Raw genomic sequence first — 15,568 nt, 5'->3', positions numbered from 1 at the left:
CGAACAGTCTAGTCGATGTTCACACCACTCCAGACCGGCGGCGCGGTGGTGACCGTCGTCGGACTGTTGCTGTTGCTACTACTCGCGGTCGTCGTCTACCAGACGGTCCGGATCGTCGACGCCTACGAGAAGAAGGCGCTGACGGTGTTCGGGGAGTACCGCGGCCTGCTCGAACCGGGCATCAACATCGTGCCACCGTTCGTCTCGCGCACGTATAGATTCGACATGCGCACGCAGACCATCGACGTGCCCCGCCAGGAGGCCATCACGCGCGACAACTCCCCCGTCACCGCCGACGCCGTGATCTACATCCGCGTGCGGGACGCCAAGCGCGCGTTCCTCGAGGTGGACAACTACAAGACCGCCGTGTCGAACCTCGCGCAGACGACGCTGCGCGCGGTGCTCGGCGACATGGAACTCGACGACACGCTCAACAAGCGCCAGGAGATCAACGCCCGCATCCGTACGGAACTCGACGAACCCACCGACGAGTGGGGGATTCGCGTCGAGAGCGTGGAGGTCCGGGAGGTCAACCCGTCCCAGGAGGTCCAGAAGGCGATGGAGCAACAGACCAGCGCCGAGCGCCGCCGCCGCGCCATGATCCTGGAGGCCCAGGGTGAACGGCAGTCCGCCATCGAGAACGCGCAGGGTGACAAGCAGTCCAACATCATCCGCGCGCAGGGTGAGAAGCAGTCCCAGATCCTCGAAGCGCAGGGTGACGCTATCTCGACGGTGCTCCGCGCGAAGTCCGCCGAATCGATGGGCGAGCGCGCCATCATCGAGAAGGGCATGGAGACCCTGGAGGGCATCGGCGAGGGCGAGTCCAACACGTTCGTCATCCCGCAGGAGCTGTCCAGCCTCGTCGGCCGGTACGGCAAACACCTCGCTGGGAGCGACGTCTCGGGCGACGGCACCGAACTCGACAGCCTCGACTTCGACGTGGAGACCCGCGAACTCATCGGCCTCGACGACATCGACGAGATCCTCAACCAGATCAGCCAGGAGGCCGACGTCGACCCCGCGAAACTAGAGGAGAAGGCCGAGGCGGTCCAGCGCGGCGAGGACGCCGGCCTGAAGGACGCCGACGCCGTCATCGACGAGATGGACGCGGAACTCGATGGCGAGGAGGGGGCGGGCGACACCGACGACGACAACGCCAGCACCTGACAACCACCCGTCTTTTCGGCGCCGTACTGGCGTGGTAGTGACACGGTAGTCTCAGCGTACCGAACCCTTTTCTCCCCGGACGCCTTACCCGGAGTCGAATGGGCATCGACGAGGACAAGCGCTCGACACTCCGGCGGTTCGCCGCCGTGGGCGCTGCGAGTCCGCTGACCCGGTTCGCCGGCGACGACGCGGACGCCAGCGACGACAGCGACGTCCGTGACGCCATCGCCGGCTACCTCACGACGACGCCGGGCGCGCACTTCTCGAAGCTCCGGGACGACCTCAAACTCGGCACCGGCGAGACCCAGCACCACCTCAAGCGCCTGCTCGAGGACGGCGCCGTCGAGAGCGAGCGCGACGGCGACTACCGCCGGCTGTTCCCGGCGGGCCGGTTCTCGCCGTTCGAGCGCCGCGCGCTGGGCTACCTCCGCCGGGACACCCCGCGCGGGATGGTCGTCGAGTTGCTCCGGAATCCCGACGCGACGGGCGGCGACATCGCCGAGGCTCTCGGCGTCTCGCGGGCGACGGTCAGCAAGTACGCCGCCCAGTTAGAGGACGCCGGCCTGCTCTCCCGGGCGGACGGCTACGCGGTAGAGGAGCCCGAAGTCCTCGTCACCCTGCTCGTGCGGTACGCCGACTCCTTCGACGCGAACGCCGCGGAGTTCGCCGGGGAGGCCGCGAACCTGCTCTCCTACGACCCCTGACCGGTCGACAGTGCTCCGGAATTCGGTTGCCCAGCGGCGGCGCTGTGGAGTGTAGAACGAGCGCGGTCCGCCAGGACCGCGAGTGACAGATACTGTGGCCGGCGAGTGACGCTGCGAGCGTCAATGGGGGCGTCGTCCGGGTGGATGACGGGCCTGGACGACAGTCGCGGGTGGGGACGGCGGGACGAGAGCCGACTCAGGCCTCGACCTTCCACGTGGTGCTCGAGGAGTAGCCCCAGCGTTCGACGTCCACGTCGAACTCGCCGCTCTCGATGGCGGGCATGTTGGCACCGACCTCCTTCGCGGAGAGTTCGAGTTCGTCGCCGATGAGCCGGGACTTGAAGTAGGTCCGCTCGTCGGCGTGCTCTCGGAGGTAGTCGAGGATGCGGTGCTGTTTGGGAGTGAGTGACGCGGTCGCCGTGGCAGTCGCGCTCATGTTCGTAGGGTTGTGCTGTCCCCCCAAGAGGGGTTTGGTACGACCGGTAAAACTCGCTTCCGTCTTGCGGTTTTGGTCGGTTCCGCGGTGGGCTACCGGGCTGGGGACCACCCCCGTTGGTAGGTGCGGTTAACAGCGGGCTACGCGGTTCGAGACGCCTACTCGCCGACAGCCGGTAACCACCGCGCGGACAACAGGGTTCAGTCCGGCGTACAGTCCGCTACCGGCCGTACACGGCGTGATGGGGCGGGCGGAGACAGAAGGTACTTACAGGCTTCGAGCCGATTCCTTGACCAATGAGCGATTCCGCCGTCGAGGTGAGTGTCGTCCTCCCCGCCTACAACGAGGCGGGAACGATCGAGACGACGGTGCGGACGACACTCGAGACCCTGAGCGGCTTCCTGCCGGACGGCAGCTACGAGGTCGTCGTCGCGGAGGACGGCTGCGAGGACGAGACACCAGAGATCGCGGACCGACTCGCGGCAGCGGACGACCGCGTCCGGCACTTCCACAGCGACGAGCGACTGGGGCGCGGCGGCGCGCTGAACGCGGCGTTCGCTGACGCCCGTGGTGACACGCTGGTCTACTTCGACACGGACATGGCGACGGACATGCGCCACCTCGAAGAACTCGTCGAGAGCGTTCGCTCGGGCGCCTACGACGTCGCGACGGGGTCGCGGTGGATGCCCGACAACACCGCCGACCGGCCCGCCAAGCGCGGCGTCCCGTCCAAGGGGTTCAACTTCGCGGTCCGAACCCTGCTGCGCTCGGACCTCCGCGACCACCAGTGCGGGTTCAAGGCGTTCAGCCGGGCGGCCTTCGAGGACCTCGTTGGCGAAGTCGAGGACGAACACTGGTTCTGGGACACGGAGATGCTGGTGCGCGCCCAGCGCCGCGGCTTCCGCGTCAAGGAGTTCGCCGTCGACTGGGAGCCGAAGGGCGACTCGAAGGTCGACCTGGTGCGGGACGTCTTCGGGATGGGGAGCCAGATACTGCGCTGCTTCTGGGAGTTCTCCGTCAGTCCGTACGCCAACCGCCGCACCGGGATGCTCGTCGGGACGCTGCTGTCGGTTGCGGCGTTTGCGCTGATGTTCGTCTACATCGACGTGGACGCGTTCGTCGACGCCGTCTCGAACGCCGACCCCGCGCTCGTCGCCGCGGGCGCCGTCGTCTACGTGCTCTCCTGGCCGCTGCGCGGCCTCCGCTACCGCGACATCCTCTCTGAACTGGGGTACCGGGAGAGCGTCGGCTTCCTCACGGGCGCGGTGTTCATCAGCCAGACCGGAAACCTGGTCATCCCAGCGCGGGCGGGCGACGCTATCCGCGCGTACGTCGTGAAGGCGCGGCGGGGCGTCCCGTACACGACCGGGTTCGCGTCGCTGGCCGTCGAGCGCGTCTTCGACCTGCTCACCATCACGGTGCTGGCGGGCAGCGTGCTCGTCGCGCTCGCCGCGTTCTCGCCGTCGACGCTCGCCGAACTCGCCGCGACGGCGTCCGGGCAGGGGCTGGGTGGCCAGGAGTCCCGGGCGGTCCAGCAGGCCGTCGTCGTCGCCGCCGTGGTGGGCGCGCTCGCCATCTCGTCGGTCGTCGCCATCGTCTGGTCGGCGCGTTCGGACTCGAACTACGTGCGCCGGGTGGTCAACTGGGCGAGCGACGACTCCTACACGGAGCTCGTCGCGAGCGTCTTCGAGTCGTTCGTCGGCGACATCCAGCGGGTCGCGGGCGACGGCCGGTCGTTCGGCCGCATCGGCGCGTCGAGCGTCCTCATCTGGACCATCGACGTGGCGACGGCGCTGCTCGTGTTCCTCGCGTTCGGCCTCGACCTCTCGCTGGTGAGTCTGCTCGCGGTGGGCTTCTTCGCGGTGAGCGTCGGCAACCTCGCGAAGGTGATTCCGGGGCCGCCGGGCGGCATCGGCATCTACGAGGCGGCGTTCGCGGCCATCGTTTCGACGCTACTGCCGGTCACGTTCGGCACGGCAGTGGGCGTCGCCATCGTCGACCACATCGTGAAGAACCTCGTCACAGTCGCCGGCGGCGCGGTGTCGATGCTGTCACTGAACGTCTCGCTGACCGAGGCCGTCGACGGCACGGAACGGGACCTCGAGGCCGAAGCGCCGTCGGCCGAGGACTAGTAGTAGTCGGTTCGGAACGGTCCGAGCGCGCCCGCAACGGCCGCCCGGAGCGCTTCTGTTCTGTCCGTAATTCCGTCCGTGAGCACGCCCGCTGCACCCTGGTTCTCCGCGACCCCCGACGTGTCCAGCAGGTCGTCCATCACCGGGCCGAGCTCCTCGCCGTCGCGGAGTCGGGCGGCCACGTCGTTCGGGAGTCGGATGCGGGGGCCGCCACCGAGTTCGACGCGCTCGCCGTCTGTCGCCGCCGCCCACATGACGAGGAACAACTGACCGCCTCGCTGATGCACGCCGCCCTCCAGTCCGACCCCCAGGTCGTATCCCTCGCCCAGCGCCCGCTGGGCGCGATTGCGTGCTCCCTCGACCGTCTCGTCGTCGCCCCACGGCTGCTCGGCGACGCCGCTCTCCACCGTGACGGCCTCGACCGTCGCGTCAGGCAGTGCCGCAGCGACGGCCGCGCGTTTCACCGGGTTCCCCGAACCGACTGCGACTCGCATGGAGAGGGGAGGGGGCGCCTCGACCTTAGTCGTCCCGGAGCGTCGCCGCGAGCGTCTCGAGACCGTCGAGGAGTCGGGGACTCGGCTGGTTCAGCAGGCTGTCGTCGACGACGTGGACGTCGGCGTCGAGTCCCCAGCGGGCGGCCGGGTCGCTGTTCACGCGCTCGCCCTTCCCGCAGACGTGGACGACGGCGTGGTCCGGGTCGGCGCGTTCGACGGCGCTCCCGGCGATTTCACGGGAGCGCTCGCCGGCGTCCACGAACGGGTAGTGGCCGCCAGCGGCCTCGACCACGTCGGGCACCCAGTTGCCCGCGGCCATCGGCGGGTCCGACCACTCCTCGCAGTAGACCACGGGGCCGTCATCGGGCGCTCGCTCGCGGACGCTCTGGACTCGCTCGCGGCTCTCGGCCTCCAGTTCCTCGCCGGCCTCGGGCAGTCCGACGGCGTCGCCGATGTCGCCGAACGAGGCGAGGACGTCGTCGAGCGTCGACGGTTCGACGTGTGCCACGTCGAAGCCGCGGTCTTCGAGTTCGTCGTGGATGTCGCGCTGGAGGTCGTCGCTCGTCAGGACGACGTCGGGGTCGCAGTCGGCGACGCGGTCGTAGTCGGGGTTGAGCCAGCCGCCGACAACCGGTGCGTCGACGTCACAATGTGTCGTGACGCCGACGAGTCGGCCGGCACCGCCGAGGGCGGCGACGGTAGCGGTAGCGCTCGGCGCGAGCGAGACGACGTGCATGAACGACCGTTGGAGTTGCGTGGTAAAAGTTGACGTGTTCTGGCGATTTCGGTCGTCGTAGCTCCGGAACCCTTAAGTGTGATTTGGGACAACGAGTTGTCCACGACTCATCCGGTTTTCCGGGGGATGTACGCCACATGACAGACACACGCATGCGTTCCAGAGAGCGGGAGCGCACAGACGAGACGGAGACGACGGACGGCTGCCCAGAGTGCGACGGGCTGGTCGTCCAGGACGAGGAGCACGGCGAGTCGGTATGCGCAGACTGCGGCCTCGTGGTCGAGGAGGACGGCATCGACCGCGGACCGGAGTGGCGCGCGTTCGACTCCAAGGAGAAAGACCAGAAGTCCCGCGTCGGCGCCCCGACGACGAACACGATGCACGACAAGGGACTCTCGACGAACATCGACTGGCGGGACAAGGACGCCTACGGCAACTCGCTGTCCTCCAATCAGCGCCAGAAGATGCAGCGCCTCCGCAAGTGGAACGAGCGCTTCCGCACCCGCGACGCCAAGGAGCGCAACCTCAAGCAGGCCCTCGGCGAGATAGACCGCATGGCGTCCGCACAGGGCCTGCCGGACAGCGTTCGCGAGACGGCGTCGGTCATCTACCGCCGCGCGCTCGAGGAGGACCTGCTGCCGGGGCGCTCCATCGAGGGCGTCGCCACCTCCTGCGTCTACGCCGCCGCGCGCCAGGCCGGCGTTCCGCGCAGCCTCGACGAGATCGCCGACGTGAGCCGCGTCGAGAAGGCCGAGATTGCCCGCACCTACCGCTACGTCATCCGCGAACTCGGCCTCGAGGTCGCGCCCGCGGACCCCGAGAGCTACGTGCCGCGGTTCGCCTCCTCGCTGGAACTCTCCGACGAGGCCTCCCACCGCGCCCGCGAACTGCTGAAGACGGCCAAGGACAAGGGCGTCCACTCCGGGAAGTCACCGGTCGGCCTCGCCGCGGCCGCCGTCTACGCCGCCGCGCTGCTCACCAACGAGAAGACGACGCAGGCGAAGGTCTCGGAGGTCGCTGACATCTCCGAGGTCACCATCCGCAACCGCTACCACGAACTCCTCGAGGCCGAGGAGACGATTCCGGTCTAGAGAGGTTTTTCCCGCTGGCCGCGAGTTTTCCGGTATGGACTTCAGTGACTTCGTGCTCGCGGCGAGCGTCTCCGACCTCGCAGACGAGGCGGCGGCCCGCGAGCACGCGGACGCCGTCGAGTTCCGCATGGACCTCGCGAGCGACCCGCTCGAGGCGCTCGACGACTACGACGGCGACCTCCCGCTCATCGCGACCAACCGCCCCGAGTGGGAGGGCGGCGAGGCCGAGGATTCGGGGCGCATCGACGCGCTCTCGGAGGCCTCGCGGATGGACTGCGTTGACGCAGTCGACATCGAGCTCGCCGCGCTCACCGACGACGGCGCGGAGGCGCTCGCGGCGGCGCGCTCGACGGAGACGACGACCATCGTCTCAGCCCACGACTTCGAGGGGACGCCGGACCTCTCGGACCTCGCGGAGACGCTCGGAGAGGCGTGCTCGCTCGGCGACGTCGGGAAACTCGCGGTCACCGCCGAGGAGCGCGGCGACGCCCTCGACCTGCTGCGCGTGACCCACGAGTACAGCGCAGCGGGGATGACCGTCGCGACGATGGCGATGGGCGAGGCGGGCCGCCACACCCGCGCAGTCGCCCCACTGTACGGCTCCAGCATCGGCTACGCGCCCGTCGATGCCGAGGACGCGACGGCGCCCGGGCAGTACGACGCGGCGACGCTCCGGGAACTCGTCGCGGACCTCCGATAGTTCGGTGGGTTTAGGAGTACGGGGTGCCGAGGTGAGGTAACTGTGGTCAACCGACGTGGCGTTCTCGCTGCCGTGCTCGGCCTCGTCTATCCCGGGTTAGGACACGTCTACCTCCGGCGGTGGCTGCGTGCCCTCGCCTGGTTCGCGCTCGCCCTCGCGACCGCCGTGCTCGTCGTCCCACCGTCGGCCATCGAAGCGTTCGACACCCAGGGCATCCAGGGACTGGTCGAAGCGAGCAAGAGTTTCGGCCCCGAGGTGACGCTGAGCCTGCTCGCCGTGCGCGCGCTGAACGTCGCCGACGCCTACCTCGTCGCCGTCCGCGACGCCGCGGCGAAGGCGGCCGCCGACGCGATGAGTGGTGATGAGGCGGCGGAGAACTGTCCGAGCTGCGGCGGCGAACTCGACCAGGAACTCGACTTCTGTCCGTGGTGTACGATGCGATTCCAGCGGGACGCCGACGAGGAGAGCGAGGAGAACGCGGCGTAGCTACTGTTCGATGATGCGCTCCTCAATGGCCTCGCCGAAGTGCCGGCCACCCTCCTCCAGGTAGACGAGCAGTTCGTCGCCCGTTTCGAGGTCGGTGACGGCGGTCCGACCCTCCCGCGTGGACACCTTGATCGTCTCGGCGTTCTGGAGCAGCGTCTCGATGCGGTCGCCGGCCTCCGTCTCGACCTCCACGCGGAACATAGGGCGCTTCTCTATCTTCGCGCGGCCGACGACCGCGGTCCGGGTGTGACCGTCACGGTCGACGACCTGCACCTCGTCGCCGCTGGTGAGTTCCGCGAGATACTTCGTGCCGCCATCGGGCGTCCGGACGTAGGCGTGGACGGCGCCCGCGTTCACGCGGAACGGGCGCGAGGCGACGTAGGGCGACTCCGCCGTCTCGGCGTGGACGAAGAAGAGGCCCCGAGACATCGACCCGACGAGCATCCCCTCGTTGTCCTCCATGAGGTTCCCGGTGTCGACGCAGACGCGGTCCGCGCTCCCCGCCTCCTCGACGGTCGTGACCGTCGCCCACGACATATCGAGTTGCTCGCGCTCTGCGGCGTCGCGAGCGGCGATGGTGCGCCGGATGGCGTCCGGGTCGTCGCTGTCGAGGAGGACGGCGTCCGCGCCGATGTCCAGCGTCTCGAATGCCGTCTCGGCCTCCTCGGCCGACTCGACGCCCGCGACGAGCGTCGTCTCCCCGCCGATGCGCGCGATGAGGTTCTCCAGCGGGATGATGGTCCAGTCCTTCCCCACGACGATGGTGAACTCGGCGTCCTCGGCGGCGGCCTCCGCGAACGACTCGTACTCCTCGCCGAGGATGTGGACGTAGCCCGCGTCGGCGTTCCCGCGCCGGAGGGCCGAGAGGTCCGCGCTCCCCGAGAAGTCCGCGGGGAGGTCGACGGTGCCGTCGCCCTCGCCGCCCTTCCCGACGACCCACGCGTCGGGTTCCGCGTCCTCGTCCGGGTCGGCCTCGTCGATGACGTCCACGTCGTCCGTCCGGAACGCCGCGACGTTCACGGCGCCGAGTTCGCGGACCTTCTCGACGTCCTCCTCGTCGACGAGCACCCAGTCCACGCCGGCCTCCAGTCCGGCGGTGATGCGTCGCTTCCGGGTCTCCCAGTCGCCGACCGCGTCGTCGGCCTTCAGCCAGACGGACCGTGTCATTGGCGGAAGGAGACGGCACGCGGCCTTCAACGTACCGGAGGGGACCGGTCTTGCGAGACGCGGCGAGAACGACCCACGGGTGCCCGTCTCGCAGGCACGCAACTTCCGTGACGCGCTGCTGGACTGCGGCTACGAGGCGGGCGAGAACGCGGACTTCGAGTACCACGAACTCGCCGGGAGCGGCCACTTCGGGGCGAACGCCGACGGGGAGTCACCGCTCGCGCTTCTCGCGAATTTCCTCGACCGGCGACTCTGAGAAGACGGGGAGAAGACTCAGGCTTCGACCGGGAGGCCGGCGACGCGGAGCGCCTCCTCGGGGGTGGCGTCGTCGTGGACGACGGCGGCGACGGCGCATGCCATCGCGCCGGGGTCCTCGTGCTGGAAGACGGTGCGACCCATCGAGACGCCCGCGCCGCCCGCGTCCATCGCACCGCGGATGTTGCGGAGCGTCGCGCGGTCGCCCTGCGGACTGCCGCCCGCGATGATGACGGGTTTGCTGGTCGACTCGACGACGCGCTCGAAGCTCTCGCTGTCGCCGGAGTAGGCGGTCTTCACGACGTCCGCGCCCACTTCCTCGGCGAGGCGGACGGCGTGGCCGAGGTTCTCGGCGTCGTGTTCGTCGACGCCCGGGCCGCGGGCGTACGCCATCGCGAGGACGGGCATCCCGAGTCGTTCGGCGTCGTCGCAGACCTCCGCGAGCTGCGTGATCTGGTCGGGTTCGTGTTCGCTGCCGACGTTGATGTGGAAAGAGACAGCGTCGGCGCCCGCGCGCACGGCTTCCTCGACGGTGCCCGTGAGGCGCTTGTCGTTGGCGTCCGGGCCGATGGTCGTCGACCCGTTGAGGTGGACGATGTAGCCCGCGTCGTTCTTGTTGGGGTGGACGCGCGGCGCGATGCCCTTCTGCGTGAGGACGGCGTCCGCGCCGCCCTCCGTCACTGCGTCGATGGTCGATTCGATGTCGACGAGCCCGTCTACCGCGCCGAGTGTGAGCCCGTGGTCCATCGGAATCGTGACGAAACGCCCGTCACGACCGATTCGATTTAGCCTCGCTGTGTTCCCTGCTGCTGTCATTGGTAGTGAGTAGCAAACGGTCCGCTATTTGCGTTCCGGTTCCGGCACCGCTTCGACGGCGCCCGCCTTCAGTTCGCGGGCCAGCGCAGCGATGCGGTCGGCCACCTCGGCCGTCGGTCGGTCGCTCTCTACGCCCTCCGCTACGATGTCCACGTACGCGCTCCCGACGATGACGCCGTCGGCCCCGCTGGCGACGATCTCGCGGGCCTGCTCGCCCGAGGAGATGCCGAACCCGACGGCCTTCGGGAGGGCCGCGTCGCGCAGGCGTTCGAGGGAGGCAGGTGTGTCGTCGCTCATCTCGTCGCGGGCGCCCGTCGTGCCGAGGCGCCCCTGTACGTAGACGAATCCTGTCGTGCGGTCGAGCAGTCGGTCGAGTCGCTCGGGCGTCGTCGTCGGCGCGACGATGAACACCAGGTCCAGCCCGTGCTCGCGGCAGGCATCGTACAGCGGGCCGGACTCGTCGACCGGGAGGTCCGGCACCACGAACCCCGAGATGCCCGCCTCGGCCGCGGCCGCGACGAACTCCTCGGGGCCGGGCTCGTCGCCGTACTGGTAGATGAGGTTGTAGTACGTCATGCAGACGACCGGCACGTCGACGTCCAGGTCGGCCACGAGGTCGAGGTAGGACTGAGGGGTCATTCCCGCGTCGAGCGCGCGCTTGATGGCCTGCTGGATGGTCTGGCCCTCCGCGACCGGTTCGGAGAACGGGAGGCCGAGCTCGATGACGTCGCTGCCGCCCTCGACGAGCGCCTCGACGTACGCCTTGCTGGCCGCCGCACTCGGGTCGCCCGCGGCGATGTAGGAGATCAACGCGGGGCCGTCGTCGAAGGCCGCCTGGAGGTCGCTGCGGGTCACTCCTCGAACACCTCCATGGTCGGCGCGGCGTCCAGGTCGCGGGCCGTCGACTCCTCGATGACCGTGTCGAGGTCCTTGTCGCCGCGCCCGGAGACGTTGACGACGACCGGGCCGTCGCCTTCGTACTCCTCGAGGTACGCGACCGCGTGGCTGGACTCGAGCGCGGGGATGATGCCCTCCTCGCGGGAGAGGCGGTGGAACGCCGCGAGCGCCGCGTCGTCGTCGACGTTGACCGGCGTCACGCGGCCAGTATCCACGAGGTGGGCGAGTTCCGGGCCGACGCCCGCGTAGTCCAGGCCCGCCGAGACGGAGTGCGAGTCGACGATCTGTCCCTCGTCGGTCTGGAGGAGTTTGGTGCGCGCGCCGTGAAGCACGCCCTCCGTGCCCGTCGAGAGGCTCGCGGAGTTCGGCGCGTAGCCCGCTTCGGCGTCCACGGCGAGGCTGGAGCCGCCTGCTTCAACGGCGAGCAGGTCGACTTCCGATGCAGGGTCCTGGGTTCCCTCCGGTGCCCCCGCCAGTTCGGCGCTCCCGACGAACGACGCGAACGCGCCCATCGTGTTCGACCCGCCGCCCGCGCACGCGATGACGGCCTCTGGGAGTTCGCCGAGCTGGTCGCGGCTCTGGACGCGCAGTTCCTCGCCGACGACCGACTGGAAGTCCCGCACCATCGCGGGGAACGGGTGCGGGCCGACGACGCTCCCGATGACGTAGTGGGTGTCCTCGGCGTTCGTCGCCCAGTCCCGCATCGTCTCGTTGATGGCTTCCTTCAGTGTGCCCGACCCGACGTCCACGGGGTTGACCTCGGCGTCGTGGATGCGCATCCGGAAGACGTTCGGGCGCTGGCGGTTCACGTCGGTTCGGCCCATGTATATCTCGCAGGGCATGTCGAGGTACGCGCAGGCCATCGCGGTCGCGGTGCCGTGCTGGCCGGCGCCCGTCTCCGCGACGATGCGCTCCTTGCCCATGTACTTCGCGAGCAGCACCTGTCCGAGCGCGTTGTTCAGCTTGTGCGCGCCGCCGTGGAGGAGGTCCTCGCGCTTGAGGTAGACGTCGAACCCGTAGCGCTCCGTGAGGTTCTCCGCGTACGACAGCGGCGTCGGTCGGCCGCCGAACTCGTGGATTCGGCTCCGGAAGTCGTCGACGAAGCCGTCCTCGTTTTCGAGCACGTAGCGCTCGTAGGCGTCCGTGAGTTCCTCGACTGCGGGCATCAGCACCTCGGGGACGTACTGGCCGCCGTAGTCGCCGAACTTCCCGCTGGGTCCGTCCTCCGGTGGTTGTTCTCGGCTCATGCGTTCACGATGCGTCGCGTCTGCTCGGTCACGGTCCCCGCTTCGGCCCCGTCCATGATGGCGCTTCCGACGAGCAGGCCGTCGGCGCCCGCCTCGCGCATCCGGCGGACGTCCGCGGGCGAGCCGACACCGCTCTCCGCGATTACCGTGACGTCGTCGGGCGCGTGCGGTGCGACCCGCTCGAACGTCCCGAGGTCGACGGTGAGTTCCGCGAGGTCGCGGTTGTTGACGCCGACGAGCGTCGCGCCCGCGTCGACTGCGTGTTCGAGCTCCGCCCGGTCGTGTACCTCCACGAGCACCTGGAAGCCGCGCTCGCGAGCCGCATCGAGCATCACGGACAGGTCGTCGCCGAGGAACCGCGCGATGAGCAGGACGACGTCCGCCTCGACGGCGTCGAGTTGGGATTCGTGGAGGAGGAAGTCCTTCCGGAGGACGGGCACGTCGACGGCCTCGCGGACGGCCACCAGGTCCTCGGTCGTCCCGCCGAAGTGCTCCGGCTCGGTGAGGACGGAGATGGCGGCCGCACCGCCGTCGACCATCTCGCTGGCCAGTTCGGCCGGGTCGCCGTTCCGCTCGCCATCGGTCGTCGGACTGGTCGGTTTCACCTCGGCTATCGTGGGGACCCGGCCGTCGGCCTCGGCGGCGGCGAACGCGTCCGGCAGCGACCGTGGCTCGACGGACACACGGCCGTCGGGCGCGTCGCGCTCCCGGGCGGCGTCGAGGATGGAGCGCACCGCGGGCGCCAACTCCGCTGTCTCGTTCATTGTTGTTCATTGATGGCCTAGTCTGTACATAAGACTTGTGTCGCGTGGCGAACGTACAAGGACGCGAGGGGCGAGATGTCCACCATGACCGCGGCTGGCATCTACGCGCACGAATCGCCGCTCCTCGACTGCTTCCTCCAGCTCGGCGTCGCGGGCGACCGCGTCGTCAGCGTCTCCTTCCCGGAGGACGCACCCGAGGACGCGAACGACGACCACCCGCTGTTCGACCGCGTCGACGCCTATCTCGACGGCGCTGCGGACGACTTCGACGACGTCGCGGTCGGACTCACCGTCCCGACCGACCAGCGCGCCGTCCTCGAGGCCGTGCGGAACGTCCCGTACGGCGACCGAATCACCCTCGACACGCTCCTGACGATGGTCGCCGAGCGCGACCCGGAAGACGAGGCTGACCGTCAACTCGCGCGCACAGCGCTCGCGGAGAACCCGGTTCCGCTGTTCGTCCCCGACCACCGCGTCAGCAACGCACCCAGCGGCGCGCCCGAACGAGTCGCCCGGCGGCTGCGCGAACTCGAATCCTGAGTCAGCGCGCGTGGACCGTGAACTCCACGGCGTTGACGACGTAGTGGGCGACGAACACGACGAGCAGGCTCCCCGTGCTCACGTAGACGGCGGCGAGCACCAGCCCCAGGAGGGTCGTGACGAAGACGCCTACCCAGCCCTGTGCGGTGTGGGCCGCGCCGAATACGACGCTTGAGGCGACCGCGAGAATCCACGGTGAGAGGCCGAATCCCGCGGAGAACGCCCCAACGAGCACGCCGCGGAACAGCAGTTCCTCGAAGCCCGCGACGACGGGGAGCGCGACGAACAGCAACAGCAGCCAGCCCGGGAGCGTCGTCGGCGTGAGCGCGTCCCGCAGCGAGTCGTCGTAGCCCAGTCCGACGGCGTCGAACGCCCGCATCAGCGCCTCGTTTCCGGCGGCGAACGCGAGGCCCGCTGCGACGCCGACGGCCAGCAGTTCCGGCGACCATTCGATTCCGAGCGACGCTGTCGGAATCCCCGCCAGCCACCCCGCGACGAGCAGCATGGCCGCCAGCGTGACCTGGGAGGCGGTCGTGTTCACCAGCAGTTCCGTCGACGTGAGGTCAGTCGCGTCCTCGTCGAACAGCGACGCCGACAGTCTCGTGAGCACCACGATGACCGCGGTCAGCGCGAGAGCGACCACCGCGAACGAGACCCAGTACGTCTCCATCGGGACGACCCACGCGGGACGCCGACAGAAAACTGGCGGTCAGTCCGCGTCAGCCGTGGTGGCCGTGGGAGTCGCGCTCGTCCCCTCGCTCGTCCGGACCGGCGAGACGGCGAGCCACAGCAGTCCACCGAGTCCAGCGAGCAGCACGCCCGCGGCCGCGAGGAACCGGAACGGGCCGAGCAGTTCGACCAGCGAGCCGCTAACCAGGTTCGCCGTCCCCGACGCCAGCGAGAGCACCATCGACGCGCCCGACAGCACCGTCGCACGGCCGACGTCGGTCAGTCGGTCGTTGAGGTACTGGTCGCGGAGCGGTCGCACGACCTTCTGGACGCTCCGGTTGAGGAAGAACACCGGCAGAACGAGCACCGGCAGGAGCGCGACGCTGGCGTAGGCGAGCCCGTACACGGGAATCAGCAGGACGAAGACGCGGCGGGTACCGAGGTGCTCCCGGAACCAGCCCGCGGTCGAGGCCGCGCCAGCGGAGACGAGTTTGAACCCGGCGAACAGGAGACCGAGGGCGGCCACCGGGACGCCGACTTGCTCGGCGATTGGTGACTCGTAGGGTCGTGTCACGGCGAACAGCACGTGGAACAGCGCGACGTACGCGACCACCCAGCGAACCTCCGGCCGTCCGACCTGCAGGCGGAGGGTGTGGAGCGCGTCCCGGACCCGGAACACGTCCGCGTCGGCGGGGGCGTCGCCGTCGGGGGAGACGGCGGGCAGCGACAGCACGACCGGAATGCCCAGCGCGGAGAGCGCGGCGTTCGCGAGCAGCGGCACCTCCCAGCCGTAGGTCACGAGCAGGCCTGCCGCGGCGGCTGTCACGGCCGACACGAGCAGAACTACAGTGCTTCCGCGGCCGCTGACTCGCGCGTACTCGTCGTCGTCCCCGCGGGACTGGAGCAGTTCGTACAGCCACGCCTGCTCGGTGCCCGAGCGGAACGCCCATCCCACCGCCCAGACGGCGTACAGTAACACGTACTCCAGCGGGGAGTCGAGGAAGACGAAGATGCCGAGCGCCCCCGCCGACAGCGCGTTCCCCACGGCGAGGCTGGCGCGCCGACCGATGCGGTCCCCGAGGTAGCCGGTCGGAATCTCGGCGAGCAGCAGCGCGAACGCGAAGACGCCCTGCGTGAGGCCGACGACGGCCCACCCGAACTCCGACTGGAGGTAGAGCAGGCCGACCGGGAGGTAGAACCCGTACGCCGTCGTCGCGAGGTAGGCGTAGTAGCGCCAGACGGTGCGCCGACTGCTCTGCATCGAAGT

Annotated in this window: 18 protein-coding genes; 8 read left to right on the top strand and 10 right to left on the bottom strand. The window is 69.4% G+C overall.

Going from position 1 to position 15,568, the window contains the following annotated elements; all coding sequences use genetic code 11:
- Nucleotides 1–15: 15 nt before the first annotated feature.
- On the top strand, nt 16–1,167 hold the full coding sequence (locus tag HALDL1_05780) for a phosphoesterase (protein ID AHG03153.1): 1,152 nt from the start codon (nt 16–18) through the stop codon (nt 1,165–1,167).
- 98 nt (nt 1,168–1,265) lie between these two features.
- The gene (locus tag HALDL1_05775; protein AHG03152.1) at nt 1,266–1,871 is read left to right on the top strand and encodes a MarR family transcriptional regulator; all 606 of its coding nucleotides are present in this window, start codon (nt 1,266–1,268) and stop codon (nt 1,869–1,871) included.
- 196 nt (nt 1,872–2,067) lie between these two features.
- Here HALDL1_05775 and HALDL1_05770 read toward each other — a convergent pair whose 3' ends face one another.
- Nucleotides 2,068–2,307 (bottom strand): hypothetical protein, encoded by a 240-nt coding sequence (locus HALDL1_05770; GenBank protein AHG03151.1) that lies wholly within the window; start codon nt 2,305–2,307, stop codon nt 2,068–2,070.
- A gap of 296 nt (nt 2,308–2,603) precedes the next feature.
- Here HALDL1_05770 and HALDL1_05765 point away from each other — a divergent pair, with 296 nt between their 5' ends.
- Nucleotides 2,604–4,439 (top strand): glycosyl transferase, encoded by a 1,836-nt coding sequence (locus tag HALDL1_05765; GenBank protein ID AHG03150.1) that lies wholly within the window; start codon nt 2,604–2,606, stop codon nt 4,437–4,439.
- Here HALDL1_05765 and HALDL1_05760 read toward each other — a convergent pair.
- Both HALDL1_05760 and HALDL1_05755 read right to left on the bottom strand, forming a co-directional pair.
- Nucleotides 4,436–4,933, bottom strand: a complete 498-nt coding sequence (locus tag HALDL1_05760; GenBank protein AHG03149.1) for a hypothetical protein — start codon at nt 4,931–4,933, stop codon at nt 4,436–4,438. The genes HALDL1_05765 and HALDL1_05760 overlap by 4 nt on opposite strands.
- A 25-nt stretch (nt 4,934–4,958) precedes the next feature.
- Entirely contained in the window at nt 4,959–5,669 is a 711-nt protein-coding gene (locus HALDL1_05755) for an iron/cobalamin ABC transporter substrate-binding protein (GenBank protein AHG03148.1), read from the bottom strand.
- A gap of 137 nt (nt 5,670–5,806) precedes the next feature.
- Between HALDL1_05755 and HALDL1_05750 the strand changes: the two genes are divergently transcribed.
- From HALDL1_05750 to HALDL1_05740, 3 genes are read left to right on the top strand one after another with little or no spacing between them, the layout of a single operon-like run.
- A complete protein-coding gene (locus HALDL1_05750; GenBank protein ID AHG03147.1) occupies nt 5,807–6,760 on the top strand; it encodes a transcription initiation factor IIB 2 in 954 nt (317 codons plus the stop codon).
- 34 nt (nt 6,761–6,794) lie between these two features.
- Nucleotides 6,795–7,460, top strand: a complete 666-nt coding sequence (locus HALDL1_05745; GenBank protein ID AHG03146.1) for a 3-dehydroquinate dehydratase — start codon at nt 6,795–6,797, stop codon at nt 7,458–7,460.
- A gap of 42 nt (nt 7,461–7,502) precedes the next feature.
- Nucleotides 7,503–7,946, top strand: a complete 444-nt coding sequence (locus HALDL1_05740; protein AHG03145.1) for a hypothetical protein — start codon at nt 7,503–7,505, stop codon at nt 7,944–7,946.
- On the opposite strand, the gene HALDL1_05735 is transcribed toward HALDL1_05740, so the two are convergent.
- Complete coding sequence (locus tag HALDL1_05735) at nt 7,947–9,113, bottom strand: 3-dehydroquinate synthase (GenBank protein AHG03144.1); 1,167 nt, start codon at nt 9,111–9,113, stop codon at nt 7,947–7,949. It abuts the gene before it with no gap.
- A 79-nt stretch (nt 9,114–9,192) separates the two neighbouring features.
- On the opposite strand from HALDL1_05735, the gene HALDL1_05730 reads away from it, so the two are divergent.
- Nucleotides 9,193–9,369 carry a hypothetical protein gene (locus HALDL1_05730; protein AHG05196.1) on the top strand — a complete coding sequence of 59 codons (177 nt, stop codon included), beginning with the start codon at nt 9,193–9,195 and terminating at the stop codon, nt 9,367–9,369.
- A gap of 17 nt (nt 9,370–9,386) precedes the next feature.
- Here HALDL1_05730 and HALDL1_05725 read toward each other — a convergent pair whose 3' ends face one another.
- The 4 genes from HALDL1_05725 to HALDL1_05710 are packed head-to-tail and all read right to left on the bottom strand — an operon-like array spanning nt 9,387 to nt 13,092.
- On the bottom strand, nt 9,387–10,184 hold the full coding sequence (locus tag HALDL1_05725) for a fructose-bisphosphate aldolase (protein AHG03143.1): 798 nt from the start codon (nt 10,182–10,184) through the stop codon (nt 9,387–9,389).
- A gap of 24 nt (nt 10,185–10,208) precedes the next feature.
- Nucleotides 10,209–11,039, bottom strand: coding sequence for a tryptophan synthase susbunit alpha (locus HALDL1_05720; protein ID AHG03142.1), 831 nt, complete (start codon nt 11,037–11,039; stop codon nt 10,209–10,211).
- Nucleotides 11,036–12,328: a tryptophan synthase subunit beta gene (locus HALDL1_05715; protein AHG03141.1), complete on the bottom strand. Its 1,293-nt coding sequence runs from the start codon at nt 12,326–12,328 to the stop codon at nt 11,036–11,038. Before HALDL1_05715 ends, HALDL1_05720 begins: the two co-directional genes overlap by 4 nt.
- Nucleotides 12,325–13,092: an indole-3-glycerol phosphate synthase gene (locus HALDL1_05710; GenBank protein ID AHG03140.1), complete on the bottom strand. Its 768-nt coding sequence runs from the start codon at nt 13,090–13,092 to the stop codon at nt 12,325–12,327. The genes HALDL1_05715 and HALDL1_05710 overlap by 4 nt, the downstream gene beginning before the upstream one ends.
- Nucleotides 13,093–13,167: 75 nt before the next feature.
- Between HALDL1_05710 and HALDL1_05705 the strand changes: the two genes are divergently transcribed.
- Nucleotides 13,168–13,632 carry a methylated-DNA--protein-cysteine methyltransferase gene (locus HALDL1_05705; GenBank protein AHG03139.1) on the top strand — a complete coding sequence of 155 codons (465 nt, stop codon included), beginning with the start codon at nt 13,168–13,170 and terminating at the stop codon, nt 13,630–13,632.
- 1 nt (nt 13,633) lies between these two features.
- Here HALDL1_05705 and HALDL1_05700 read toward each other — a convergent pair whose 3' ends face one another.
- Complete coding sequence (locus tag HALDL1_05700; protein AHG03138.1) at nt 13,634–14,302, bottom strand: abortive phage infection protein; 669 nt, start codon at nt 14,300–14,302, stop codon at nt 13,634–13,636.
- Between the two features lie 39 nt (nt 14,303–14,341).
- A complete protein-coding gene (locus tag HALDL1_05695; protein AHG03137.1) occupies nt 14,342–15,562 on the bottom strand; it encodes an MFS transporter in 1,221 nt (406 codons plus the stop codon).
- Nucleotides 15,563–15,568: the final 6 nt, after the last annotated feature.

Source organism: Halobacterium sp. DL1 (assembly GCA_000230955.3).
Classification (GTDB): Archaea; Halobacteriota; Halobacteria; order Halobacteriales; family Halobacteriaceae; genus Halobacterium.
This window is presented reverse-complemented; position numbering and strand designations above follow the sequence as displayed.